Source organism: Salinivibrio sp. PR6 (genome assembly GCF_001995955.1).
GTDB lineage: Bacteria > Pseudomonadota > Gammaproteobacteria > Enterobacterales > Vibrionaceae > Salinivibrio > Salinivibrio siamensis.
Map to the genome: position 1 here is coordinate 167,234 of NZ_MUFA01000003.1, position 26,358 is coordinate 193,591.

22 protein-coding genes are annotated in these 26,358 nt (G+C 50.9%); 6 read left to right on the plus strand and 16 right to left on the minus strand.

Features of this window, described 5'->3' with window-relative positions:
• Nucleotides 1–73: 73 nt before the first annotated feature.
• The 4 genes from BZG72_RS03420 to BZG72_RS03435 all read right to left on the minus strand — a co-directional run bounded on the left by BZG72_RS03420 (nucleotide 74) and on the right by BZG72_RS03435 (nucleotide 5,810).
• Nucleotides 74–1,504: a transporter substrate-binding domain-containing diguanylate cyclase gene (locus BZG72_RS03420; RefSeq protein ID WP_077666088.1), complete on the minus strand. Its 1,431-nt coding sequence runs from the start codon at nucleotides 1,502–1,504 to the stop codon at nucleotides 74–76.
• A gap of 225 nt (nucleotides 1,505–1,729) precedes the next feature.
• Nucleotides 1,730–3,655, minus strand: coding sequence for a RecQ family ATP-dependent DNA helicase (locus BZG72_RS03425; protein WP_077666089.1), 1,926 nt, complete (start codon nucleotides 3,653–3,655; stop codon nucleotides 1,730–1,732).
• Nucleotides 3,656–3,811: 156 nt separating this feature from the next.
• On the minus strand, nucleotides 3,812–4,420 hold the full coding sequence (locus tag BZG72_RS03430) for a bifunctional 4-hydroxy-2-oxoglutarate aldolase/2-dehydro-3-deoxy-phosphogluconate aldolase (RefSeq protein ID WP_077666090.1): 609 nt from the start codon (nucleotides 4,418–4,420) through the stop codon (nucleotides 3,812–3,814).
• 10 nt (nucleotides 4,421–4,430) lie between these two features.
• A complete protein-coding gene (locus BZG72_RS03435; RefSeq protein WP_046075695.1) occupies nucleotides 4,431–5,810 on the minus strand; it encodes a GntP family permease in 1,380 nt (459 codons plus the stop codon).
• A gap of 153 nt (nucleotides 5,811–5,963) precedes the next feature.
• On the opposite strand from BZG72_RS03435, the gene BZG72_RS03440 reads away from it, so the two are divergent.
• Both BZG72_RS03440 and edd read left to right on the plus strand, forming a co-directional pair.
• Nucleotides 5,964–6,485, plus strand: a complete 522-nt coding sequence (locus tag BZG72_RS03440) for a gluconokinase (protein ID WP_046075696.1) — start codon at nucleotides 5,964–5,966, stop codon at nucleotides 6,483–6,485.
• The gene (gene edd / locus BZG72_RS03445) at nucleotides 6,485–8,290 is read left to right on the plus strand and encodes a phosphogluconate dehydratase (RefSeq protein WP_077666091.1); all 1,806 of its coding nucleotides are present in this window, start codon (nucleotides 6,485–6,487) and stop codon (nucleotides 8,288–8,290) included. The genes BZG72_RS03440 and edd overlap by 1 nt, the downstream gene beginning before the upstream one ends.
• Before the next feature lie 161 nt (nucleotides 8,291–8,451).
• On the opposite strand, the gene arfB is transcribed toward edd, so the two are convergent.
• From arfB to hmpA, 5 genes are all read right to left on the minus strand, one after another.
• Nucleotides 8,452–8,865 (minus strand): alternative ribosome rescue aminoacyl-tRNA hydrolase ArfB, encoded by a 414-nt coding sequence (gene arfB, locus BZG72_RS03450; RefSeq protein WP_077520596.1) that lies wholly within the window; start codon nucleotides 8,863–8,865, stop codon nucleotides 8,452–8,454.
• Nucleotides 8,866–8,959: 94 nt separating this feature from the next.
• Nucleotides 8,960–9,655: a pirin family protein gene (locus BZG72_RS03455; protein ID WP_077666092.1), complete on the minus strand. Its 696-nt coding sequence runs from the start codon at nucleotides 9,653–9,655 to the stop codon at nucleotides 8,960–8,962.
• Nucleotides 9,656–9,807: 152 nt separating this feature from the next.
• Complete coding sequence (locus tag BZG72_RS03460; protein WP_077666119.1) at nucleotides 9,808–11,676, minus strand: Lnb N-terminal periplasmic domain-containing protein; 1,869 nt, start codon at nucleotides 11,674–11,676, stop codon at nucleotides 9,808–9,810.
• Between the two features lie 104 nt (nucleotides 11,677–11,780).
• Nucleotides 11,781–12,263 (minus strand): DUF3015 domain-containing protein, encoded by a 483-nt coding sequence (locus BZG72_RS03465; protein WP_077578440.1) that lies wholly within the window; start codon nucleotides 12,261–12,263, stop codon nucleotides 11,781–11,783.
• Between the two features lie 183 nt (nucleotides 12,264–12,446).
• Nucleotides 12,447–13,631 carry an NO-inducible flavohemoprotein gene (gene hmpA, locus BZG72_RS03470; RefSeq protein ID WP_077666093.1) on the minus strand — a complete coding sequence of 395 codons (1,185 nt, stop codon included), beginning with the start codon at nucleotides 13,629–13,631 and terminating at the stop codon, nucleotides 12,447–12,449.
• A 108-nt stretch (nucleotides 13,632–13,739) separates the two neighbouring features.
• Here hmpA and nsrR point away from each other — a divergent pair, with 108 nt between their 5' ends.
• Both nsrR and BZG72_RS03480 read left to right on the plus strand, forming a co-directional pair.
• On the plus strand, nucleotides 13,740–14,165 hold the full coding sequence (nsrR, locus tag BZG72_RS03475) for a nitric oxide-sensing transcriptional repressor NsrR (RefSeq protein WP_069360987.1): 426 nt from the start codon (nucleotides 13,740–13,742) through the stop codon (nucleotides 14,163–14,165).
• 29 nt (nucleotides 14,166–14,194) lie between these two features.
• Nucleotides 14,195–16,006, plus strand: a complete 1,812-nt coding sequence (locus tag BZG72_RS03480) for an ABC transporter transmembrane domain-containing protein (RefSeq protein WP_077666094.1) — start codon at nucleotides 14,195–14,197, stop codon at nucleotides 16,004–16,006.
• On the opposite strand, the gene BZG72_RS16095 is transcribed toward BZG72_RS03480, so the two are convergent.
• The 6 genes from BZG72_RS16095 to BZG72_RS03505 all read right to left on the minus strand — a co-directional run bounded on the left by BZG72_RS16095 (nucleotide 16,003) and on the right by BZG72_RS03505 (nucleotide 23,428).
• Nucleotides 16,003–16,176, minus strand: coding sequence for a DUF6435 family protein (locus BZG72_RS16095; protein ID WP_106406577.1), 174 nt, complete (start codon nucleotides 16,174–16,176; stop codon nucleotides 16,003–16,005). The genes BZG72_RS03480 and BZG72_RS16095 overlap by 4 nt on opposite strands.
• Nucleotides 16,177–16,302: 126 nt before the next feature.
• Nucleotides 16,303–17,079 (minus strand): substrate-binding periplasmic protein, encoded by a 777-nt coding sequence (locus tag BZG72_RS03485; protein WP_131828020.1) that lies wholly within the window; start codon nucleotides 17,077–17,079, stop codon nucleotides 16,303–16,305.
• 199 nt (nucleotides 17,080–17,278) lie between these two features.
• The gene (gene gcvP / locus BZG72_RS03490; protein ID WP_077666096.1) at nucleotides 17,279–20,143 is read right to left on the minus strand and encodes an aminomethyl-transferring glycine dehydrogenase; all 2,865 of its coding nucleotides are present in this window, start codon (nucleotides 20,141–20,143) and stop codon (nucleotides 17,279–17,281) included.
• A 15-nt stretch (nucleotides 20,144–20,158) separates the two neighbouring features.
• Entirely contained in the window at nucleotides 20,159–20,536 is a 378-nt protein-coding gene (gene gcvH, locus BZG72_RS03495) for a glycine cleavage system protein GcvH (RefSeq protein ID WP_074214574.1), read from the minus strand.
• 166 nt (nucleotides 20,537–20,702) lie between these two features.
• Nucleotides 20,703–22,001 (minus strand): serine hydroxymethyltransferase, encoded by a 1,299-nt coding sequence (locus BZG72_RS03500; RefSeq protein ID WP_046075706.1) that lies wholly within the window; start codon nucleotides 21,999–22,001, stop codon nucleotides 20,703–20,705.
• A 26-nt stretch (nucleotides 22,002–22,027) separates the two neighbouring features.
• Nucleotides 22,028–23,428, minus strand: coding sequence for an L-serine ammonia-lyase (locus tag BZG72_RS03505; protein ID WP_077607454.1), 1,401 nt, complete (start codon nucleotides 23,426–23,428; stop codon nucleotides 22,028–22,030).
• A gap of 579 nt (nucleotides 23,429–24,007) precedes the next feature.
• Here BZG72_RS03505 and BZG72_RS03510 point away from each other — a divergent pair.
• Both BZG72_RS03510 and gcvT read left to right on the plus strand, forming a co-directional pair.
• A complete protein-coding gene (locus BZG72_RS03510) occupies nucleotides 24,008–24,610 on the plus strand; it encodes a helix-turn-helix domain-containing protein (protein WP_046075708.1) in 603 nt (200 codons plus the stop codon).
• A 64-nt stretch (nucleotides 24,611–24,674) separates the two neighbouring features.
• Nucleotides 24,675–25,790, plus strand: a complete 1,116-nt coding sequence (gene gcvT / locus BZG72_RS03515; protein WP_077666097.1) for a glycine cleavage system aminomethyltransferase GcvT — start codon at nucleotides 24,675–24,677, stop codon at nucleotides 25,788–25,790.
• Nucleotides 25,791–25,890: 100 nt separating this feature from the next.
• Here gcvT and BZG72_RS03520 read toward each other — a convergent pair whose 3' ends face one another.
• Entirely contained in the window at nucleotides 25,891–26,238 is a 348-nt protein-coding gene (locus tag BZG72_RS03520) for a carboxymuconolactone decarboxylase family protein (RefSeq protein WP_046075710.1), read from the minus strand.
• Nucleotides 26,239–26,358 lie beyond the last annotated feature (120 nt).

A 26,358-nucleotide genomic window follows, 5' to 3' on the forward strand; every position in this document is an offset into this window, starting at 1 on the left:
GTAAACAATATTATCTTGCATGAAAGCGCCCTCGCGGCGCTTTTTTGTATGTTGCAATGTCGTAAGCCCGCTCTCACTGGCTTATCTCGTGCAAAACGGCGCAGTTCTTACCCTGCTTTTTAGCTTGATACATGGCTTTATCGGCATCAACAATTTCACTGTGAGGCATACCATTTGGGTAGTAAGCCACGCCCAAACTCACTGTGACGGGCATAGATGGATGATTAAATAGCGCAAGGCTTTGTCTTGATATCTCGTTGCACAGCAGTTTGCCTTGCGCCACGGCACGCTCAGCGGTAGAAAAATACTGCAGCACGGCAAACTCCTCTCCCCCGATCCTTGCCACCACGGCGTCATTGGGTAATAGACTCCGCGCTGTTTGAGCGACAAAGCAAAGCACTTCGTCGCCATGTGCGTGGCCGAACCCATCGTTAAAGGCTTTGAAGTCATCAATATCGAACACCATCAGGGTTATCCCCTTGACTTCGCGCATTTGGCTATATAGGCACTGATAGAAGTAACGTCGGTTGTGAAGATGAGTGAGAGAGTCAGTAATCGCTTGCGCTTGCAGTAAGTCATTGGCTGCTTGCAGCGCATGCGTTTTCTGTTTAACCGTTCTTTTCAGTAAAAAGATATAGCTGATGCCCACTATCACACCAAAGGCGATTAGCGTTGGTAACAAATACGCGGGATAGACGGTCTCGACATCGTAATATACCCAGCGATTTAATAGCCGCCGCTTGGTTTCATCGTTGAGCCAAGCAAATTTATTATCAACTTGATTGAGTAATGCCGTCTTCCCTTTCGCAAAACCGGCATATAACATTTCTGTATAGAGGTGCCTGACGGGTATAAACAAATTTTGGTTAGTGGTGGTATAAAGGTGATAATTGGCGACTTGCAGATCGGCGACGAATGCTTGGATGTCTGCAGATAACGCTGCATCAAGCATGGCTTGGTTATTCGGGAAGAGCTGTAGCGTTACGTCTGGAAATTCGGTTCTCATAAACTCTTCTTCGTACCCGCCTTGCACAACACCGACTGCGTGGTCGGTGTCGCCCGCTAACACATAATCCGCCGATACGCCCGTGAGAGCTTGGCTGAAGAACACTTGCGTATCGATGCTAAAAAGTGGGGTGCCGAAATCCATAAACGCTAAACGTTCTGGTGAGCGAAGTAAGCCTGCGTGAACATCGGCTTGACCGCTTCGCACAGCATCAATCGATTGTTGCCAATCAGTTAGCACAAATTCAATTTGATAGCCGTTACGTTTGCCAAACTCTTTCCAAAAATCAATTAGGATCCCTTTTGGCTCTTGATTGCGGTCAAGATAGGAAAATGGTCGCCAAGCATGCGAGTTCGCCACTTTTAAAACAGGGCTTTGTGGCTTGGATTGTTGGTTTTGCTCAGCGTCAACACTCAGCGTGATGGTCAAGAGAACGCCAATGCTCAGAACCACAACGATGATACGAGTGACCACAGATAACACCCCAGAATGCCGCATAAACAACCCTTGAATCTGGCAATGGCTAGAAATGATGGCGCGCAATGCATGCGACCATTACTACAAGTATATGAACAAAATATTGGCAGCTGGGGATAAATGTCACTTTTTCCGTAAAACTGAGAGGGTAGTGCGTTCGGGGTGATACACCCGATTGTGGCAGTGCTAGCGGCATGAGGTGGCGCTCCGAGCGTTGCTAAGCTGGATGCGCCGCATTGTTATCCGTTATTGTTTGGCACCGTGCTCAGCGAGCACGCGAGCGTTGACCATTTGAAACGGATACGACGCAAGGGCGCCAAAACCAGGTATTGTCTTCGCCTTGATTTTGGTATGAAGCGGTGAAGACAGCCCGAGTAAAAAACGTGTCATCGCAGCGTCGCTTGGCGTGTCGTGGCAAGCGGCCGCGAAGTGCTGGCACCATGATGATAATGCGTGCACATCGATCGCGGGTAATTCAGGGCGGGGGGGTAGCTGAGCAATATGTCCTTGGCATACCGAACAGTGACCACAGGTGATTGGCGCGTCGCGATCACCAAAGTAGTCGGCAAGGCGCTGACTAATACAGGTTGAAGAGGCCAATAAAGCCAGTAATTGGTTGATGCGGGTCAGTTCGCTCTCTTCCTTTTTAGCAAAAAGGTTATGTAATTGTTCGGCCTGCGCTTGAACATCAATCTCATGGGGACTGACCGAAAAGACTTGCGTGGCCTGTTGGGTGGCAAGTGATATCCAACCTTGCTCGTGAAAATAGTCCAGTGCCGCTAACGCGCGCTTTCTCTCTGCCCCAAAGCGTTGCCACAGTTGTTGGAAATTCATCTTGTACCAGGTTTTAGCTTTGACCGCGCACGTAAATAGTTGGGCGACAAATTCGCGCCGCTCACCCTGAAATTTAGCCGTAATGGTTTCTGGTGACTCAACGGATTGGAACTTCACATCGGCAAAATAACTGTATTGGCTGGTGATTACACCGGCCATTTCTAAATAAACCAGCAAGGTTTTAAGCGGCAAAAGCCGTATATTATACGTCCGTGACAGACTGTGTAGCATGACTTCCCATTGTTGACCGGCTTGTTTTATTTCTTCCAGTAGCCCCTGGATCGCCGTTTTGTCTGGCGTATCGCCGTAGATAAAATTTTCCAGTACATTCAGGCTCGATTGGTTGGCGAGCACAGTGCACGTTGCCTGGTGGCCATCTCGTCCCGCGCGGCCAATCTCTTGGCTATAGTTCTCGATCGATTTAGGCAAATCAAAATGGATGACACGCCGGATATCAGCCTTGTCGACCCCCATACCAAAGGCGATGGTCGCGACAATACATGGTGATCGGCCCGCCATAAAGGCTTCTTGTATTGATACACGCGTATCGTGACTCATACCGGCATGGTAAGCCGTCGCGGGGATATGCTGGGTTTGTAGCCACTGGGCGACATCCTCGGCGGTTTGCTGCTGGGTGACATAAATGACAGTTGGTAAGTGGGGAGCAGGCTGCAACTGATCAACCAGCGCTTGCCGTTTTTGATCCTCTTCCACGGCGACCACATTCAGGTAAAGGTTGGAGCGATAAAACCCGGTTAATGTCGTGTTACTTGCTGGGATCGCGAATTTTTTTTGCATGTCCTCGACAACCGCGGGTGTTGCAGTAGCGGTGAGAAGCAATACCTGAGGAATATTTAATTGCTGTCGATAAGCGGGGAGTTTGAGGTAATCGGGGCGAAAATTATGTCCCCACTCAGAGATACAATGTGCTTCATCTATGACCAATAAAGAGATGGGGATAGGGGCAATAAATTGGCGAAAGCGTTCGTTGTTTAACCGCTCGACCGAAATCATCAGGACTTTGATATCACCGCAGCGGATTTGCTCCATCACTTGTTTAGTTTGCTCGGGAGTCTGTGTGGAATCAATGGTAGCGGCGGCAATACCTTTACGGCGCATAAATGCGATTTGATCATGCATTAATGCTAGCAAAGGTGAAATCACTAGGGTTAAGTGGGGCAGTTGCGTGGCTGGTAGTTGATAGCACAATGACTTACCCGCACCGGTAGGAAAAATCGCACAGGCCGACTCCCCTTGCATTATCTGAGAAATCACCGACTCTTGTCCTGCACGAAATGATGAAAACCCAAAAACGTGCTCAAGTGCCTTGGTCAACATACCGCCTCTCCCCGTTTTTAACCCAGCGTCTTTTATAAATCGAGAAGAGACGGTATCGGTGACACGTTGACGTTGCAAGCACAAGCGATGACGAGTGCGAGCGAATCCAGCATCTTTTTCAAGCGGAAAAGATGTCCTTGCTTGAGGTGACAACCATTACAACGCCTTAACCAATGCTGCGATGTGATCCCAGTTGCGCGCGTCAATCAACTTGGCAGGGACCATCCAAGTGCCACCACATGCAAGCACCGAAGGCAATGCGAGATAATCGCTTACGTTCGCCTCACTCACGCCGCCGGTTGGCATGAAACTCACGGGATACACGGCAGATAATGCTTTTAACATCGCAATGCCGCCTGAAGCTTCGGCAGGAAAAAACTTCAATGTATCCAGCCCCAGCTCCATGGCTTGTTCGACTAAGCTGGGGTTGTTGATCCCGGGGATGATAGGAATGCCGCATTGCTGGCAATGTTTCACTGTGGTTGGGTTAAGCCCAGGGCTGACAATAAAATCGGCGCCTGCGTCAATTGCGGCGTCGACTTGGGTTGTAGTGAGTACCGTGCCGGCACCAATCAGCATATCGGGATAGGCATCGCGCATGAGACGAATAGCACGGGCGGCCGCGTCAGTGCGAAAGGTAATTTCAGCGCACGGTAGGCCGTTATCGACCAAGGTTTTTGCTAGCGGCACAGCATCATCCGCATTATTAATCGCAATCACTGGCACGATGCGAATTGCCTTAAGGCGTTGATTCAGTTCAGTCATGGGGGGTCCCTTACAGTAAAACGCTTAATAGCGCTACGATAACAAACGCAATGGTCCCGAGTAGGGTTTCCATCACAGTCCAAGTTTTAAGTGTGGTTTTTTCATCCATTTCGAGTAGGCGCGATACCAACCAAAAGCCCGAGTCGTTGAAATGCGATAAAACGGTCGCCCCACCAGCAATCGCGATGACAATAAAGCACACATCCAGTTGGGATAAACCCACAGTATGCGATACGGTGGGCGCGATAAGTGCGGCTGTGGTGGTGAGAGCAACGGTGGCAGAGCCTTGTGCAACGCGCAAGCAGGTAGCAATAACAAATGCGGCCAATATTATCGGCATGCCCGTGTCTGACAGCATGGTGGCGAGTGCTTGACCGATACCGCTCGCGCGCAAGACGCCACCAAACATGCCGCCCGCGCCAGTGACCAAAATCACTGCACAAATTGGCGCTAACGAATCGGTACACAGTTTTTCCATTTTACTTTTGCCCAGTTTTTGGCCAAAGACCAACAAGCAAGTTAATAGGGTGATCAGCAGTGCGACCGGGGTTTTACCTAGCATACGCAAGAAGCCGACCCATTGATGTTCGCCATTGACCATGCCAGCCACACTGAGTGCGTTTAGACCCGTATCGAGGAAAATGAGCAGTACAGGGAGCAGTAAAATCATCAACACAGTTGAAAAGGCAGGGTAATCCTTTTTGCTTTTAAACATGACTTCAGTGTTTAAAAAAGCCTTTGCGAGCGGAATGTTGAATCTCTTGCCTGCATACAGTCCGAATAAGTAGCTACCCAAATACCAAGTAGGAAACGAAACCAGAAGCCCAACGACTAAGAGCAAGCCCATGTCTGCGCCGAGTAAATCTGAGGCTGCAACGGGACCGGGATGAGGGGGGACAAAGGTATGCATAACTGCAAACGCCCCCGCGACCGGCAAGGCGTATTTTATCGGTGAGCCACCCAAGCGTTTTGCGACGCTAAACATGATGGGCATCATTACAATCAGCCCCGCGTCGAAAAAGATAGGAAAGCCAAAGAGCAAAGAAGCAATACCGAGTGCTAATGGGGCACGTGCTTCGCCAAACCGAGCGATCAGCGTATCGGCCAAGACATTCGCACCGCCGGTGACTTCGAGAATTTTGCCTATCATGGCACCCAGCCCGACGAGTAAGGCAACTGATGCGAGGGTATTGCCAAACCCTGTCATCATGGTTGGCACCACGTTATCGATCGGGATTCCGGTGGTGAGTGCAGTGGCCAAGCTGACCAACGTCAGCGATGCAAAAGCATGTACCTTAAGTTTCATTATTAGTAGTAATAACAATGCGATAGCGCCCAGTGCTATCAAGAGCAGAGTCGTTGGCTCAGGGCTTTGTGCGAGTAGTTCCATGGCTCACCTCTTCCGACTAAGATGTTTTGTGTCAAACGTCACAAAGTTAAAGGTTACCGGTAACATGTTACCGGTAACCACACTAAGATAAAGACAATTATTAAATGCATGACCAAAAATGAGATCTGGTTAAAATCTCGCTAAGGAGTTGGTATGGCAATTGGTAGTGTGATTGTGATGGGCGTGAGTGGTTCTGGAAAAAGTACGCTAGGCGTGAAATTGGCACAGCGCTTAGACGCCAAGTTTATCGATGGTGATGATTTACATCCACGCGCAAATATCGAGAAAATGGCATTGGGACAGCCTCTCAATGATAGAGATCGAGAGCCTTGGCTCGAACGGCTCCGTGATGTCGCGTTTAGTTTGGAGCAAAAAAACGAATTCGGTGTCATCGTTTGCTCTGCGCTTCGACGTCAATACCGAGATAGGCTTCGTGAGGGAAATAAGAGCGTCACTTTTCTTTTTCTAGATGGTAGCTATGAGTTAATTCTTGAACGTATGCGAGCGCGTAAAGGCCACTTCATGAGAACCGAAATGCTTGACAGTCAATTTGCCGCTTTAGAAAAACCGACGGGGATTGAATCAGACGTGATTTCTGTTGATATCAACCGAGATATCGAATCCTTAACAAAATACGCAGCGTGTCTCATTACTCGTCAGCAAGAGGTGGCTTGATGGTGCACTCTAACGTTGAAGCGGTGACTAAAGAGCTACGCCAACGCAGTGAGTCTGCGCGCACCGCGTTTTTACGCCAAACTCAGAGACAAACCGATATGGGAAAGACGCGTGCAAGCTTGTCTTGTGGCAATATCGCACATGCGGTGGCCGCATCGTGCCAGCAAGATAAACAGCACATGCTGGATATGACCACCGCCAATGTGGCAATTATCAGCGCTTATAACGATATGCTTAGCGCGCATGCGCCCTATGCTGACTATCCCGATCAGATCAAAGCTGCTCTGCAGCCTTTGGGCCATACGGCGCAAGTGGCAGGCTGTGTGCCCGCGATGTGTGATGGGGTGACGCAAGGTCAGCCGGGGATGGAGATGTCGTTGTTTTCACGTGATGTGATTGCGCAGGCGACTGCGATATCGTTAAGCCATAATGTCTACGATGCCACACTGTTGCTTGGCGTATGCGATAAAATTGCACCGGGGCAACTGATGGGTGCGCTTGCCTATGCGCACTTACCGACTTTATTTGTGCCCTCTGGCCCGATGTCCACAGGTACAACCAACGAGGAAAAAGTGGCGGTACGTCAAGCGTATGCAGCCGGTGACGTCGGTAAAGAGGCATTATTGGCGATGGAATGTCAGGCCTATCACAGTCCGGGGACCTGCACCTTCTACGGCACGGCTAACACCAATCAACTGGTGCTTGAAGCTATGGGGTTAATCCTCCCCGGCGCCGCGTTTGTCGCCCCGAACTCGGCGTTGCGCCACGCGTTGACTTGCTATGCGGCGACAGCGTTAGCATCCCAGTGTGCGGGAAGTGCGACTTACCGACCACTCTGCGATGTGATGACGGAAAAAAGCGTCATCAATGGTGTGGTCGCGTTGCTGGCTTCAGGCGGCAGCACCAACCATACCATCCATTTGGTGGCCATGGCGCGAGCAGCAGGGATCATCCTGACGTGGGAAGATATTGATACATTGTCCCATGTGGTTCCGTTATTGACTCGAATGTATCCTAACGGCCCGGCTGATATTAATGCTTTTGAAGCCGCTGGAGGCGTCCCAACGTTGATGGTGCACTTACATGCGCTTGGGTTATTACATGACGATACCTTACCTGCCGTCGGCCAATTTAGCGATCAATTGACCACACCACGATTAGACCAGGGGCAGCTTGTTTGGGAACCTGCCGCACCATCAACTGACACAGGGGTTATAGCGGCTTCCGGCTCGCATTTCAGCTCAACCAGTGGATTACGCATGCTCTCTGGCAATATGGGCAACGCGGTGATCAAAGTCTCCGCGGTGGCTCCCGCACATCGCGTGGTTTGCGCGCCTGCGCGAGTGTTTGACTGTCAGCACCAGGTTGAGCAGGCCTATCAAAGAGGGGAGTTCAACCAAGACGTGGTTGTGGTGGTACGTTTCAATGGCCCTGCCGCGAATGGCATGCCAGAGCTGCATAAGCTCATGCCGATTCTTGGCAATGTGCAAAAAATGGGTTATCAGGTTGCACTGGTGACAGATGGACGGTTATCGGGGGCGTCAGGTAAGGTTCCTGCCGCTTTGCACGTCTGTCCAGAAGCCATGCATGGCGGTGCGCTGGCCGTTATTAAAGATGGCGATCTGATCACATTGGATGCCAATGCTGGCGTATTGACCTGTCATGCTGACTTATCCCTGCGTCCTGTGACAGAACCGCCCCAAGCGACCAATACATGGGGACGTGATTTGTTTGCTGCGGCGCGTCAGCAGGTGTCACGCGCTGATGAGGGGGCGACGTATTTATTTCCTTCACCGCGTGCATAAGCCATAGTGTGTCATCGCACGGTGTATTTCGTTGATGCGTTATGTCACATAAATGGGCTAATACTTGGCGAGATAATGAGGGCAGCACACTACCGGTTGTGATACAGCAAGCGAGATGATGGTTTCGTAAACGCCTGGACTTAGGCGTGGAATGTGAGGCGCTAAGGGGCGACCTTTCCACGCAGGGCTTTAGTTTGGCTCTTACGTTTTTTAGCATCCACGCGGCGTCGTTGTGAGGCCTTGGTAGGCTTGGTGGGTTTACGTTTTTTCTGCTCTACCATCGCGCCTTTGATCAACGCCTGTAAGCGCTCTAGCGCGTCTTCTCGGTTTAGCTCTTGGGTGCGGTAGTTTTGCGCTTTTATGACTACGACGCCCTCTTTGGAGATGCGCGAATCAGACAGAGCCATTAATCGGGCTTTGTACGCATCAGGCAGTGACGAGGCTTGGATGTCAAAGCGCAGATGAATGGCGCTCGATACTTTGTTGACGTTTTGCCCGCCTTTCCCTGCGGCGCGGATGGCCGTGAGCTCAATCTCATTGTCGGGAATTGCCACCTTATTCGATAGAGTGAGCATACAACCTCTCATGCATGAAGAAAGAGCGCAGTGTACACAGAGTAAGGCCTGCCGCGCAAATAGACCGGCAGGCCAGAGCGGCTGAATCCGCGCGTTAGGGGAGATCAAACACCAGTGCTTGGCTGGTTTCGTTGCCCTTATTGCTAAAGGTGACATGGTGGATATCTTCAATCTTTGCGCCATCGCCTGGAGCCAGAGATGTCGTTTCAACGTCGAGCGTGCCCGCGACTTGATGTACATAGGCATGGCGTCCAGCCTCCAATGGCAAGGTAACCGATTCACTGGGCGGTAGAATCAGCTGTAGCAAACGCGCATCTTGTTTGATGCGTAAGGTGCCATTTTCTCCGGTTGGGGTCGCGATGACGGTAAAGCCAGCCTGCTTACCAAAATCTTTTTGCTGATAACCCGGCTCCCCGCCTTGCTCATTGGGCTCAATCCAAATTTGTAGAAAGCGCAAGACTTGGGTTGATGAGGCATTATACTCGCTATGATAAATACCGGGCCCAGCCGACATCAGTTGGAACTCGCCAGCCGGTAGGGTTTGTCGGTTGCCTTGACTGTCTTTGTGCTCTATTTCCCCTTCCAGCACCAGACTGATGATTTCCATATCACGGTGTCCGTGGGTATCAAAGCCTGCGGCGGGCGAGACGATATCATCATTGATCACACGCAGTGCAGAGAAGCCCATATGATGAGGATCGTAATAGCTACCAAATGAAAAAGTATGGCGGCTTTGTAGCCAGCCAAAGTTGGCCTGACCGCGATCGCTGGCATGACGGACGGTAATCATAATGCTTCTCCTCACTGATTCGATGTTGAACAGCGACGACGCTGAACAATAGCTGCAGTGTAGAAACAAAAACGCCGTGCGAACACGGCGTATGGTTGAGCATCTTGTTCTAAAAAATAGAACGACAATGAGGACAATGGTAAGCGATGAAGCTAGAAATAAAAGTAGCTAGTAATATGGCCACTCATCTCTTCGCTCTCCCAATGCTGATAGCGTGCTTTACTGCGGATAGACCAATCCGAAGTAACACGCCAGTTCCATGTCATATCCACTTGTGAATGTGACAGCGAATCACGATTAAGTAGGGGGAGAGATTGGGCTTGTAAACCGAGGCGGTGGTCATCAGCAAGCTGCCAAAGCAAGCCAGATTCAATCCCTATTGCAATATTTAGCTGGTCATCACTGGCATCGCCATGTGAGAGTGCCGTGGACCACAGAGCGTAAGCATGGAGACCATCGGCCTCGCCCCAAGACTGACCGATGCCGCCTTGCGCAAACCAACGACTGGATGGCTCTCGCGCAGTAGGTAGGCGATCAAAGCCCGCGCGGATATTCCACGACAGGCTAGAAAAAACCGGCTTTTTCGGGGCGATTGTCATGGCATCGATCAGATAGAGCTTAGCTATCTGTGTCTTGCCGTCTTCATCATGACTCATTGCCACATCGACAAAACTGATTTGTGCGCCGGGGACAAAGCCATCTTGAGGATCCAGTAAATCATGATAAGCCGCGCGCCATTCGAGTGTTAACGCATCTGGGCGATGCTTTGATGCCCTTGCGCCAATTCCTACGCGTGTAGAGCCGTGTCCTTTGTCCGGTGCGACACTGGTATTAGCGACGGGTTCAAATGGAGAGACGGCGCTAACTTGGCTCCGTAATGCAAGTAGCTTAGTGAGACGCTGTGCATAAGGGTCTCTAGGCAGCCCTTGATCATAGAAATCAAAATTGAGCCATTCGTACGCAAATTCATAAATAGCTGCCAGCTGCTCCGCACTATATTGTTTGTGGTTAGGAAAATCGCCATTTTTGGCTTTTTGTGCTGCTTCAAACACGATTGGAGACGTCTGCTGCGACATGTTTAACAACCGGGTGCCAAATGACGCGCGGAAGTTGGGCGTTTCAATCAAATCATTATTGGCGAGCGTTTTAACCGTATCTGAAGGAATCGCTTGAAAAGGAAAGTCACTGACTAATCGCAGCTCTTCGCGGGCCAGCTGTAGCAAGGCAAGTAGTTGGTATGAGCAGTTTTCATCGAGAAAGTAGTAATCGAAGGTTGCGCGCTGCATTTCCCATAAGTGCAGGAGTACCCGGTTAACCTCTTGTTCGGAGAGGTTAAGGGCATACTCCCAAATATCGCGAGACTCAATGTCATTGTACTCTCGTACCTTACGGTAATAAGGCATGACGGTAAACTGTCCCGGATAGGCGCCAAACAGGCCTTTTGCGGCATATAAAGCAGCGTTATCACTTTCGTTTGGCTCGGCAGCAAAGTTGACGGCGAAGGCGACTAATTCTTTGTTTCTGGTCTGATCCTTGGCATCAATGCGTAGCAGGGTATGGCCGAACATGGATGACGGGTTATTCATAAATGCTGTCGGGAACACCAGCGTCATGGCTTCAGGATCAAGCACCTTTTTCCAGCGTTCAAGTTCGGGACAATCGAGTGTGGCAGTGCGCCCTGCTTGAGATTCGAGCCACGTATATCGTGCAGGATAACGGCACCGTGTAGCTTGTGCTACTGCAGTGTCGGCATGATAAAGCGCGTCAATGGTCGCCTTGATCTCTTGTTTTGGCTCCGTCTTTCCGTGAGGAGAAAGGAAGAAGGTTTGAGAATCGATCGTACTCTCATAACCAGAAAATGTTTGAGGTAAATAGTGGCCAAGTTTAAGCCAATACGCGTGCTTAGCTAAAGTAGGAATATCGAAGTCACTTTTCTCGGCAAACGTAGGCGCGCTAAACAAACAGAGAATAATGAGACTAATAGAGGAAGATAGAGAGGAGAAAGCGTTGAGAAGTCTCATATCAGTACAACGAGTTATATATGAAAACATGAAAGTGCCCGAGTAGGGCACTTTCGTACTCTATCCTAACCAAGCTGGAGAGGATGTTATTAGCGTTACATCACTTAGATTTTATACGCTGCAAGCTGCTCATTTTGAGCCACAACCGTGTTTAGGTTGGTGAGTACTTCCTGTGAAGTTACTTGCTCTGAGGTCACGATTGACGCAAAGTTTTGCTTTGCAACGTCGTTAAATGCTGCTTTGTCTGCATCTTTGATGCCCCATACTTCAGAAAGCGTTGCCAAGGTTTCACCTTCACCACGTGCGATATCACGAGCTAGATTGTCCATATTTCCGTCGATGAACATAGCCAGTTTCTGCTGTGAATCAATGGTGCCAGTACCGTCACAGCCCAGAGTACCAAAGGTGATACCAAAGGTTTGGTTACCTGAAGTACCGTTAGTGGTGGCGCCGAGAACTTTGTAAACTTTGCCTTGTTGGCCATCAAATACCATTGTACCCAGACCACAACCGATATCAGAGTCTGCCATTGCAGCGCCTGATAGAGGAAGAGTTGCAAGAGCAGCGATTGCAATTAGTTTTTTCATGGTAATCCTTTTGATTGAAAATGTTGGCATTCGGCGTTTCTTCCCCATCTTTTTCTCAACTGTGAGAATATTAGACAGAGCGATGCCAAAAACTTGGTCTGACGATTCTATTGACTGTTTTGTATAATTTCAACTACACCCTATAAAACTTGGGGTTAGTCACCCAAAAATAGAAAATGAAAGCTACAAGGCCTTGTGTGGCCCAAAGCACTCATAGTGGAACTGTTCGTCAGGAACGCCAAGGTCGCGAAGTTGCGCTTGGATATGGCGCATAAAGCCAACTGGGCCGCAGAGATATACCTGCACCGTGGCGGGACTGAACGTATCGCTCAACGCAGTGAGATCCATCCATCCGGTATGATCAAAGTCTTGTCCAAGCGTATCTGCGGGTTGAGGTTGGTTATACCAAACGTGCGTCTGAATATGCGCGTGCTGACGCGCGAGAGTGCGAACAGGATGATTGAAAGCATGCAGTTTGCCGTTCTCGGTAGCATGCAGCCAAGTTACAGATGCGTTGTGCTCGGTAAGGCTTTCTAGCATCGCCAACATTGGCGTTATGCCCACCCCGCCAGAAATTAATACCACGGGCGTATTCGGATCCACGTTCAGTTTGAGATCGCCCGCCGGTGGTGTGAGCATCACAGTACCACCAACGGCTAACTCATCATGTAAGTAATTAGAGACCTGACCTTGTGGCTCCCGTTTCACCGAGATCTGATAATGCTGGCCGTTCGGCGCGTGTGACAAACTGTATTGGCGAATTTCTTGGTGTTCAAAGCCAGTATGATTGACCACGATGCCAATGTATTGCCCGGCCGTAAAAGGCGCGACGGGCTGACCGTCTTGAGGGGCAAATACAAAACTGGTGACCTGCTCACTTTCAGGACGTTTTTCAATCAAAGTAAATGCTCGCTGCCCTTGCCAGCCACCGGTTTGGGCGTGGCTATCTTCATAAAGCTGCTTCTCTTTGGCGATAAATACATCCGCGAGCACTTGATAGGCCTCAGCCCATGCATCAAGCACGGCTTGTCCCGGCGAAAGTAGCTCATCAATGGTGGCCAACAAATGCTGACCGACAATCGGATAGTGCTCGGCTTTGACCAGCAAACTCGTGTGTTTGTGAGCGATTTTCTCTACCGCGTCCAGTAAAGCGGGCAAGTTATCGATGTTCTGTGCATAGGCACAAATTGCGTTAAACAGTGCTTCACGCTGATCGCCATTTTGCTGGTGGCGCAGATTAAAAATGTCTTTTAGTTCAGGGTGATGGTGGAACAGCCTTTGGTAAAAGTGGCTTGTCAGCTTCGGGCCAGTTTCGGCGAGCACCGGGGCGGTTGATTTCACAATATCAATGGTTTGTTGGCTTAACATCAGCGTTTCTCTAAACATGTATATTTAATGCATGTTTTAAGTTGTATCTCAAATATATCTTTTTATCAATAGAAGACTTACAATTTGGCGGGGCAGCAAGAGGCGCACATGCAACTAACCAGCTTTACAGATTACGGACTTCGCACCTTGATTTTTCTGGCCTCCTTACCAGAGGGTGAGCTCACCAACATTACCGAGGTGACACGCTTGTTTGGTGTGTCGCGCAATCATATGGTGAAAGTCATCAACCGTTTAGGGCAGTTGGGATATATTCAAACGGTGCGTGGGAAGAACGGGGGGATTCGTCTACTGCAAGCGCCGACTGCGATTACGGTGGGGCAAGTGGTGCGCGATCTTGAACCGTTGGAGCTCGTCAATTGCTCGGTTGAGTTTTGTCATATCACCCCAGCGTGCCGTTTAAAAGAGCGTTTAGCGAAAGCCAAGCAAGCCTTTTTAGAGGAGTTAGATGCATGCACCATCGATGCGCTTATCAACGACAATCGCGAGTTAATGATCCTGCTCACTCGCCCCTAAATGTGCAAGGACAGCACTAAGTAGAGCTTATGGCTAATTCCGCTTTAACGCGCGCCGCCTCGACGCCATCTTCCTCAAGTCGCAACAGTAAAAATCTGACGGTTCTGTGGGAACTCATCGCGTTTATTCGCCCTTATCGCTGGCAAGTGAGCGCGGCATTGCTGGCCTTGGTGTTTACCGCGTCATTGACGCTCTCGGTCGGACACGGCGTTCGCCTTTTGATCGACCAAGGCTTTGCACAGCAATCACTGGTTGAGCTGGGGAATGCGGTAAAGTTTATTTTGCTGATCACGGTATTGATCGCGATCGGTACCTTTTTCCGGTTCTATCTGGTGTCATCGGTGGGTGAACGGGTCAGTGCCGATATTCGCCAAGCGGTGTTTGATCATGTGATTGGCCTACATCCGAGCTATTTTGAAACCCACGGCAGTGGCGAAATCATGTCGCGGATCACCACAGATACCAGCTTGCTGCAAAACATCATCGGCTCCTCCTTCTCCATGGCGATGCGTAGTGCGTTGATGTGTGTGGGCGCCATCATCATGCTGTTTGCCACCAATATTAAACTGACCTTGATTGTGCTGGCCTCCGTACCTTTTATTTTGGTGCCAATACTTATCTATGGTCGTCGTGTGCGGGCGTTATCGCGGCAAAGCCAAGATTCGATGGCGGATGTAGGCAGCTATGCCGGTGAAGCCATCACAAACATTAAAACCGTGCAAAGCTTCGCGGTAGAAGATCACGCCAAAGCCGCATTTGGTCAAGAGGTGGAGCGTGCCTATCAGATCGGACGCGAGCGCGTCAAACAACGAGCCATTCTTATTTCCGGCGTGATCGTGATTGTGTTCAGCGCCATTACTGGCATGTTGTGGGTTGGCGGTCGCGATGTGATTCAAGGTACCATGTCAGCAGGGGACCTGGGCGCGTTTGTGTTTTTCGCCATCATGGTTGCCTCTTCGATGGCTACCTTGTCGGAAGTGATGGGGGAGTTGCAGCGCGCGGCAGGCGCGACGGAGCGCTTGGTGGAACTGTTGCACGTGCAAAGCCATATTCGAACTCCCGCCACCTCGCCGAGTGTCGATGCCCAATCATTAAGCAATGATATTCGCTTTGAAGCGGTACATTTTCATTATCCCACGCGTCCCCATCAAGCAGCGATTGATGCGTTGAACCTTGTGATTCAGCCCGGTGAAGTCGTCGCCTTAGTCGGACCGTCGGGTGCGGGGAAAACTACCGTATTTGAATTACTGCAACGCTTTTATGATCCGCAGTCAGGCGCGATTAGGCTGGGCGGGCAAGATATTCGTCGCTTATCCCCGCAAGCGTTGCGCCAACAAATGGCACTGGTGCCACAACAACCCGCTCTGTTTAGTGATGATGTAATAGGCAATATTCGCTACGGCAGGCCAGGCGCCAGTGAGCACGCCGTCAAAGAGGCGGCGATTCAAGCGCATGCCGATGGGTTTATTCAGCAATTACCGGACGGCTACAACAGCTTTTTAGGTGAGCGAGGCGTACGGCTTTCGGGTGGGCAACGGCAGCGAATTGCGATTGCCCGAGCGATTCTCAAGGATCCACGAATTTTATTGCTCGATGAAGCCACCAGCGCCCTTGATAGCGAAAGTGAGCATGCGGTGCAGCAAGGCTTGGCGGCTTTAATGCGGGACCGCACTACCTTGATTATCGCTCACCGCTTATCGACCATTCAGCATGCTGACCGCATTGTCGTGATGGATCAAGGCAAGCTTATTGATGTAGGCAGCCATACCGACCTGCTGGCGCGCTGTCCTCTGTATCAACGCTTAGTAAAACGGCAGTTTAGCCATGTCTCAAATGGCTAAGCGTTGTTTTCCAATTCTTTGATTTGTTGGTCAATCTTTTCTGCTTCTTCGGTGAGCAATGAATAGCCACGAATGTCGCCGTTGCGCTGCGCCTGAAAGGCTTGTTGCTGCTTAGCTTCGTACTGCTTTTTAAGCTTTTTAACCGGATTCGGCTTTAAAAATGAGAGCATGTCATGTCCTTTGTTGATAACTGACATGCTCCATTACGGTGTAAGGGTGGACTTGGATGATAAGCGGCCTTTGTTTAGCGGCTCAAAGTGAGTGCGCGATAAAATCTTGTGCAGGAATGTCAGCGATTAATCATTAAAAAAGTCATCAATGATCGCTTGGTACTCTCCGGTGGCTTTCATGTCTGCTAACGCTTGATCTAATTGGTCACGTAGGGCTGATAACTCTTGCGCTTTAGAAAAGGCAATGTAACTAGGGGTGTCTTCAATAGGATGGGGATTGATCTCGACAACATCCTTCATATCGAGCTGGTTAACCAGGGCGCGTGCGCCAAAATGGTTGCTGAGCCACAAGCGTGCTCGGCCACTTTCCAACATCCGAAGGCACTGTGGTGCGCGAGTCAGGCGGAAAACCTGATCGAATTGATTTTGCGCCAAGGCAGCATCCATCCGGCTGCCGTAACTGACTTGGTTGATCACACAGACGGAGTAAGCGCCAAAATTGAACGATTGAATCGCATCTTCAGAGAGACTGACATCGGGGCGATGAACAAAGCGGATCCCTTGTTGAAATAAAACCTGCTGAGAGTAATCGAGAAACGCTTCGCGCTCAGATGTTTTGAAAATGGTGAATATGCCATCTGCTAAGCCAGTTCGGACCTGATAGAGTGCTCGCGCCCATGGCAGCACTTCAATCTCGACATCATAACCGAGCTTGGCAAAAGTTTGGCGTACAACTCGTACCGCCACACCATCAAGGGAGCCGTCTGAAGTCTGAATATAGGGCGGGTATTCGAGCGTGACTAAACGCACAGTTGGCGTAGCCGCATGGACCAAGCCGGTCATTCCCAACAGCAGTATCACCAACAGCACGCGTACAACAGGGCGTCGACATGAACTCAGCAAGGCTTAATCACTCTCAGTGAAAAGGTGTATTGCCTTAAGTTTAGCCAGCAAGCAGTAAGACGGGAGAAAATTTCGCTAAGACTGGCTGTTGCGAAGAACGACATTAGCCGATAAAACGGGGCAATAAAAAAGGCGAACCGAGCGGCTCGCCTTTCGTTTATCAAGTTAGTTTCTAACTTGGTTATCTGTGACTAGTGGATTACTCATCCATATAGTTTTCAATGCTAGGGCAAGAGCAAATCAGGTTGCGGTCGCCGTAGACATTATCGACACGGTTGACCGATGGCCAGTATTTGCTTGCCTTGTTATGGGCGGATGGGAAGCAAGCCAGCTCACGGGAATAGGTGTGAGACCACTCGTCTGCCATCAGATCCGCTTGGGTGTGAGGCGCGTTGACCAATGGGTTGTCTTCCAGCGTCCACTCACCGTCTTGCACCTTGGCAATTTCCTCGCGAATGGCAATCATGGCATCACAGAAGCGATCCAACTCTTCTTGGCTTTCACTTTCGGTCGGTTCAACCATCAGAGTACCCGCGACCGGGAATGACATGGTCGGCGCGTGGAAGCCATAATCCATCAAGCGTTTGGCGATGTCTTCTTCGCTGATGCCGGATGCCTCTTTGAGTGGGCGAATGTCGATAATACATTCGTGCGCAATGCGTCCGTTTTTACCGCGATAAAGCACGGGGTAGTAGGGACGCAAACGCTCCATCACATAGTTGGCACTGAGAATCGCTAACTCGGTCGCGCGCGTTAGGCCTTGTTCACCCATCATGGCAATGTACGCCCATGAAATAGGAAGAATCGAGGCACTGCCCATTGGTGCGGCCGACACGGCAAATTCATCACCTTGCTCCACATGACCGGGAAGGAAAGGCGCAAGGTGCGATTTTACCCCAATTGGCCCCATGCCCGGTCCGCCACCACCGTGGGGAATACAGAAGGTTTTGTGCAGGTTGAGGTGCGAAACGTCTGAGCCAATGTAGCCCGGTGTGGTCAGCCCCACTTGCGCATTCATGTTGGCGCCATCCAAGTAAACTTGGCCGCCAGCGTCATGCACCAGCTCGCACACTTGTTGCACGGTTTCTTCGTATACACCATGTGTCGATGGATAGGTGATCATAATGCACGAGAGCGCATCGCGGTGTTTATCGATCTTGGCTTTCAGATCGTCAATGTCGATGTTGCCATCGTCATCGCAGCCAACTACTACCACTTTCATTGAGACCATCGCCGCGGAAGCAGGGTTGGTACCGTGGGCAGAGCTTGGGATCAAGCACACGTTGCGGTGACTGTCGCCACGGCTTTCATGGTAGCGCTGAATCGCGATTAAGCCGGCATACTCCCCTTGCGCACCTGAGTTCGGCTGCATGGAGATCTCATCGTAGCCGGTGATTTCACACAGCATGTCACGCAGTGATTTACCCAGTGTTTGATAACCTTTGGCTTGCTCCAATGGCACAAACGGGTGCAGGGCACCAAATTCTGGCCAGGTGACGGGGATCATCTCGGCCGCGGCATTCAGCTTCATGGTACAGCTGCCCAATGGGATCATACCGTGGGTAAGGGAGAAGTCTTTGTTTTCCAACGCCTTCATATACCGCATCAGCTTGGTTTCACTGTGATAGCGGTTAAAGACGGGGTGCGTTAGATATGCACTGGTGCGGCGGCATGCGGCAGGGATCGCGGCAAATTCATCGGCTTCAATATCGCTCGCCACGCTTTCTGCATTGCCTTGACCGGTGAGCGCGGTAAGCAATTGATTGACCTCTGCCAGCGTGCTCGCTTCATCGAAACTCACGCCCAGTTGGCCATTTAATTTACGCAAGTTAAAGCCGGCATCCTGTGCTTGTTGATACAAGGCATCGGTTTGCTCGCCCGTGTTAAGTGTCACGGTATCAAAGAAGCTATCGTGAGCAAGGCTCAACCCAGCCGCTTGTATCGATTTGGCGAATAGCGCGGTGAGGTGATGCACTCGGCGAGCAATTTTCTTCAAGCCTTGAGGGCCGTGATACACCGCGTAAAAAGCGGCCATGTTGGCTAGCAAGGCTTGAGCGGTACAAATATTGGAGGTCGCTTTTTCACGGCGAATATGTTGCTCACGCGTTTGCATCGCCATGCGCAGAGCTTGATTGCCTTTGCTATCGACCGATACGCCAATCACGCGGCCGGGCATGGTGCGCTTGAGCTTGTCGCGTGTCGCCATAAAGGCGGCGTGTGGGCCACCGTAACCCATGGGCACGCCAAAGCGTTGTGCCGACCCAATCACCACATCCGCGCCCATTTCACCCGGTGCTTTGAGCACAGTGAGTGAAAGCAGATCGGTGGCGACTGCAACCAGCGTCTTCTTGCTTTGTGCGTCTGCAATCAGCGTGCTGAGATCGCGTACTTCACCGGTGGTGCCCGGATACTGGAGCAGGGCACCAAACACGTCATGCTGATTCAGCTGGTCCGCATGATCAACAATGATGTCATAGCCGAGGAAATTGGCGCGCGTTTTAATCACGTCCAGCGTTTGTGGATGCACATCGCTGGCAACAAAAAACGCGTTGCCTTTGTGCTTGCCGCCACGCTTACACAGGGTCATGGCTTCCGCCGCGGCAGTAGCTTCGTCGAGCAGCGACGCGTTGGCCAAATCCATTCCCGTTAAGTCCATTACCATTTGCTGGAAGTTCAGCAATGATTCTAACCGGCCTTGCGAGATCTCGGGCTGATAAGGCGTATAAGCGGTATACCAGCCAGGATTTTCCAGCACATTGCGTAAAATAGGCGGTGGGGTATGAGTGTGATAATAGCCTTGGCCGATCAGGCTGCGCTTAATGGTATTTTGCGCGGCAATGTCGCTCAGTTCCGCCAACATCTGGGTTTCGCTTTTGGGGGCGCTGAGGTTTAGCGGTTGTGGCAAGCGGATATCGGCAGGGACAGTTTCTTCAATCACATGCTCGAGGCTGGTGGCATTGATCGCCGCCAGCATCGCGCTTTGTTGCTGAGTATCTGGGCCGTTGTGGCGAGCGATAAAGTCATTATCGGCCACTAGGCTATCGAGTAAACGAGTATGCGTCATGATAGTCGTCCTGAGTTAGTCGTCGATGGCGGCGGTGTATGCGTCCGCGTCCATTAGATGATCCAAATTGGTGTCGTCAGCGAGTTTAATTTTGGCAATCCAGCCTCCTTCAAAAGGCGCTTCGTTAACTAGCTCTGGGCTATCTTCAAGATCTTCATTGACGGCAATGACTTCGCCATCGACCGGGGCATAGATATCAGACGCTGCCTTCACCGACTCCACCAATGAGAAGCCTTCACCTTTTTCAGTACTGTCGCCAACCTCGGGCAGATCGACAAACACGACATCGCCCAGCAGGCCTTGGGCATGATCGGTGATCCCCATGGTCACCGTGCCATCGCCGTTGTCTTTGACCCACTCATGGCTTTCAGAAAACTTTAGTGTCGCGTCCATTTGTTACTCTCCTGCGTTTAATGCGAGCTGCTCAGTCGTTGAGCGATTTACAATGTAAAGTGAGGCGGTCTGTGGATGACGATACCGCCTCCTGTGTCTTAATAACGTACGTGTCAATGGTATTGGCTTAGTCGTTGCAAGACTGTTTATGGCTTCGCGCCGCCATTTATTGGCGATATAGCGGGAAGCGCGCGCACAGCTGTTGCACCTCTTTACGAATGCGTGCCTCGATATCGGCATTGCCCTCTGGCGCTTCGACTAAGGCGTCCAGCACATCACCAATCCATTCTCCGATTTGGCGGAACTCCTCAGTGCCGAAGCCACGGCTAGTGCCGGCCGGTGTGCCAAGGCGAACGCCTGAAGTGATCATGGGTTTTTCGGTATCGAAAGGGATGCCGTTCTTGTTACAGGTGATGCCAGCGCGTTCTAACGCTTGCTCTGCTTGGTTGCCTTTTAGGCCTTTTGGACGCAGATCGACGAGCATCAGATGGGTATCGGTGCCACCTGTAACAATGTCGCAGCCACGTGTTTGTAGAACCTCGGCCAGGACTTTGGCGTTAGCAACCACTTGATCAATATACAATTTAAACTCAGGCTCCAGCGCCTCACCAAATGCCACCGCTTTGGCGGCAATCACATGCATCAGTGGTCCCCCTTGCAAGCCGGGGAATACCGCTGAATTGATCTTTTTGTTGATGTCTTCGTGATTGGTGAGGATCATCCCGCCGCGTGGCCCACGTAAGGTTTTGTGGGTAGTGGTGGTGACCACATGTGCATGGGGCAGTGGCGAAGGGTGTGCGCCGGTGGCCACTAGGCCAGCAATGTGTGCCATGTCGACCATTAAATAGGCACCCACTTCATCGGCAATGGCACGGAAACGAGCGAAGTCAATATGGCGAGGGATCGCACTGCCCCCGGCGATGATCATCTTCGGTTGATGTTCACGAGCCAGCACTGCGACTTCATCGTAATCAATTTCTAGGCTGTCTTTGCTCACGCCGTATTGCACAGCATTAAACCATTTACCGGATAGAGCAGGGCGCGCGCCGTGAGTGAGGTGGCCGCCAGCATCGAGTGACATACCTAAAATGGTGTCACCGGGTTGCAGTAGCGCCAGCATGACGGCGCCGTTGGCTTGTGCGCCCGAATGCGGCTGTACGTTGACATACTCACAGCTAAACAGCTGTTTGGCGCGGGCTTGGGCGATGGCTTCGACTTCATCAACGTGCTCGCAGCCGCCATAGTAGCGGCGGCCCGGATAGCCTTCGGCGTATTTATTGGTTAAGCAGGTGCCTTGTGCTTGCATCACGGCTTGCGAGACGATGTTCTCCGAGGCGATCAGTTCAATTTGTTGTTGCTGACGTTTGTGTTCGGCCTGCACTGCCGACATCACAGCACCATCGGATTCCGATAAGTTAGTGGAGAAAAACTGCTCCAATTCTACATTCGGGTAGCTCGGTTTCATTGCGCTTTCCTTGTTGGCGATGGTGGCTAACAGGCCACGACGTTAATCGGGATCACATTGGTGGCGAGGCCACCCTGTGAGGTTTCTTTATATTTACTCATCATGTCGAGCCCGGTCTCATGCATGGTTTTGATCACGCTATCAAGCGAGACGTGGTGCTCGCCGTCGCCACCCATGGCTAATCGGGTTGCGTTAATGGCTTTGACGGCGCCCATGGTATTGCGTTCTATACAGGGAACTTGCACCAAGCCATCGATGGGATCACAAGTGAGACCTAGGTTATGTTCCATACCAATCTCTGCGGCGTTCTCAATTTGTTGATTACTCGCTCCCATCGCCGCTGCTAAGCCGCCAGCTGCCATGGAGCACGCCACGCCAATTTCTCCCTGACAACCGACCTCTGCGGCCGAAATAGAGGCATTGGTCTTGTACAAAGAGCCAATAGCCGCAGAGGTGGCCATAAAGGTACGGATCCCGTCTGGGTTATTGGGCGACACAAATTTGTCGTAATACGCAAGCACGGCAGGGATCACGCCTGCCGCACCATTGGTTGGGGCGGTGACCACACGACCACCGGCGGCATTCTCTTCGTTGACCGCCATGGCAAATAGGTTGACCCAATCATTGGTATCTGTGGGTAAGCCATGGGCTTGTTTATCGTGAATGGCGTCGTACATGCCTTTGGCACGTCGCTTAATGTTTAAACCACCCGGCAATACGCCACCTTGTTTAATGCCTCTATCGATGCACTCACGCATCACTTGCCAGATATGATCCAGTCCCTGGTTAACCGTGTCACGTGTGGCGCCACTATCGTGATATCGCGCGCGTGCCACTTCGTTAGTAAACATCAGCTCACTGATGGTCATGCCCGTTTTTGCACATTGGTCAAGCAACTCCGCCGCACTATTAAACGGGTGAGGAGGGACAAAATCTGTTGCCAATGCATCGGTTTCGCCTTCTTCCACCACAAAGCCACCGCCGACAGAGAAATAGGTCTTGCTGGCCAAACAGTCACCGGCTTTATCGTATGCACTGACTGTCATCCCGTTGGGGTGCTCGGGCAGTACTTGCTCATAGTGAAAGGCAATATCTGCCTGCCAATTGAATGGGATGTAGTGGCGTCCAGCAAAGGGGAGTTCGCCGCCGTTTTTGACCAGCTTGGTCATGGTATCGATTTCATCTGACTCTATGGTCGCGGGCATTTCGCCCATCAATCCCATTACACAGGCAACGTCGGTGGCATGGCCTTTCCCGGTGAGCGCTAGTGATCCGTATAAGTCCACTTTGACACGCTCGATGTCGGTCACTGAGAGCGTTTGTGCCGCGTATTGCGTAAAGCGTGCACAGGCCACCATCGGGCCTACGGTGTGGGAACTTGAAGGCCCAACACCAACTTTGAACAGGTCAAACATGCTGTGACTCATGGCCTGTCTCCTCAATCAGTAAGGTACGTTTTTGTCATTATTCATGCTGTCTTACATCGAAGATGTCGACATTGCTTCACGTTGCACTCAACAGTCGCGATCGATGAATACGCGCACTGTTGATTTAAACATTTTGTTAACGTACCTAAGCGTTCACTTTTCCGCAAAATAAATTTCCAATAAGAAACCTATGTTGTGATCCTAGAGACAAAACCTTCTCTTTTTAAACCATTGTATAACTGCGCAAACGTTTGCCTTTTTATCTTAAGCAAGGGTAAATTGCAAATCAATGTCGGTGAATGCTCGGGGGTTACTCGTCGTTCATTGAATAACGGGTAAATAAACAAGTGTGTAATGCTTTGTTTTTACGAGAAATAAAGTGAGGGGGCTCAGTTTGGGGTGAGCGTGATAGGTTGCCTGCTTTCACCAATTCGCTGGTTGCGTCACGTTTATGATACCGGTATTTTCCGATAGGAAACTTTTTTGTTAAAAGTGTTAAAGCGTCAAACATAGCGGGACAACCGATAGAGGCGAAAGCAGGTGACAACAGACCGATCAACACAGGATGTGTACCCGTCGATGCAGGTTGAACGATCGCAACGTGAGGGTGAAACGCGCGAGCCCATTGCGCCATTGCGGCTGGGCCCGCGCTTAAAAGCAGTCAGGGTAGGACTTGGGCTTACGCTTGAAGAGGCAAGCCAACGGACTGGGTTGGCTCGCTCGACATTGTCCAAAATTGAAAATGAGCAGATATCCCCAACCTTCCAAGCGATGCAGAAGCTCGCGCACGGCTTGGATATCGATATTCCGCAACTGTTTGCTCCGCCAAAAAAACGGCAAGCAACAGGCCGGCGAGACGTGACGCTAGCGGGTCAGGGAAAAGCGCATCCTACCGGTACCTACGAACATGAGCTGTTGGCGACGCAGCTTAGCAACAAAAAAATGATGCCATTTAAATCGCGGGTCAGAGCGCGCGCGTTTGAAGACTATAGCGACTGGATCCGCCATGACGGCGAAGAATTTTTATTGGTGCTGGAAGGTAGCATCCAATTTTTTTCCGAATTTTACGAAGCGATCATCCTCAATGAGGGCGACAGTGTGTATTACGACGCTACCATGGGGCACATGTTGGCCTCCGTCAGTGATGCCGATGCACTGATCTTATGGGTGACCGCTTCCTAACCAACGACACAAATACATCGCTTAACGTGGGCAAGAGGCCCGCCGGCGCAATATGGAGTGAACAATGGCAGAGTTACTGACGACCCCGTTACACGGCTTGCATCTTGATATGGGCGCAAAAATGGTTCCATTCGCTGGTTATGATATGCCAGTGCAATATACGTTGGGCGTGCGCAAAGAGCACCTCCATTGTCGTGAGCATGCGGGCTTGTTTGATGTGTCCCACATGGGACAAATTCGTCTTCATGGCACGGATGCGGCGAAAGCATTAGAGGGATTAGTCCCGGTTGATGTACTGGATTTACCAGAAGGAAAGCAGCGCTATGCACTGTTCACTAACGAGCAAGGTGGCATTTTAGATGATCTGATGATTGCCAACTTAGGCGATCACCTTTTCTTAGTCGTGAATGCCGCCTGCAAAGCGCAGGATATTCAGCACCTGCGCGATAACTTGACAGGAGATGTGTCGGTCGAGGTCCTAGAAGATCGTGCTTTGCTGGCTCTACAAGGCCCCAAAGCGGCGCAAGTACTGGCGACATTCAACCCAACCGTAAACGATATGGTGTTTATGGACATTCAACCGGTTGAGATTAATGGCATTCACTGCGTGGTGAGCCGCTCAGGTTACACTGGCGAAGATGGGTTCGAAATTTCTGTCCCGGCTGAACATGCAGAAGCTCTTGCCAAAGCACTGTTAGCTTACGACGAGGTAGAATGGATTGGCTTGGGTGCGCGTGATTCGCTGCGTCTTGAATGCGGACTGTGTTTATATGGGCACGATCTGGATACCACCACTACGCCGGTTGAAGCAACCTTGATCTGGGCAATCAGTAAAGTGCGTCGCGCCGATGGTGAGCGTGCGGGTGGCTTCCCCGGTGAGGCGAAAATCCTTGAACAAATTGCTACCAAAGCGGTGAGCCGCAAGCGCATTGGGCTGGTGGGCCAAAGTAAAGCCCCTGTCCGTGAAGGTAGCAAACTGTTTGATGCAGACGACAATGAAATCGGCGTGGTCACCAGCGGCACCTTTGGCCCCACCAAAGGGATGCCCGTGGCGATGGGTTATCTCCCGCCTGAGTTTATTGCCCCCGGCACCGAGGTCTACGCGGAAGTGCGTGGCAAAAAACTGCCCATGACGGTCGAAAAAATGCCTTTTGTGCCGCAGCGGTATTATCGCGGTTAAGCCCTCCCTGAACGCATACGACGACGAGAAAAACGCAGCCAGAGATGGCTGCGTTTTTGTTGCAGGTCGACGTCCACTTTTTTTTAGGTGGCTGCGATCCCTACGCCTCACTTAGTTGCTCAACCGCCTCTAGTGCTTGAGAGCCGTAAATCAATGACGGGCCGCCACCCATCACGATCGCGACGTTAATGGTCTCTACGCATTCTTGTTTGGTTGCGCCATGTTTAAGAGCGGCGGCCACGTGGGCACCAATACAGCCATCGCAGCGCGCGGCAATACCAATCCCTAGTGCAATTAACTCTTTGGTTTTTACATCAAGATCGCCCTCAGCCATTGCCGCCCGGTGAAGCTGACCGAATGCAGATAGGGTGTCACTGCTGTGTGCTTTAAATTGTTTATTGAGCGCCAGTTGTTGCTGATTGATTTCCTGATAGTTTTTCTTGGTCATAATGCCTCTCTTTTAATTTAGATTTATCTAATTTAAAGGGTTTTGCGTGTTGATGCAATCTGTGTCTGCCGAGCCTCTACATTTGTCTAAAAAAGCAATCAGCTTGACGCTGTGTCGTGG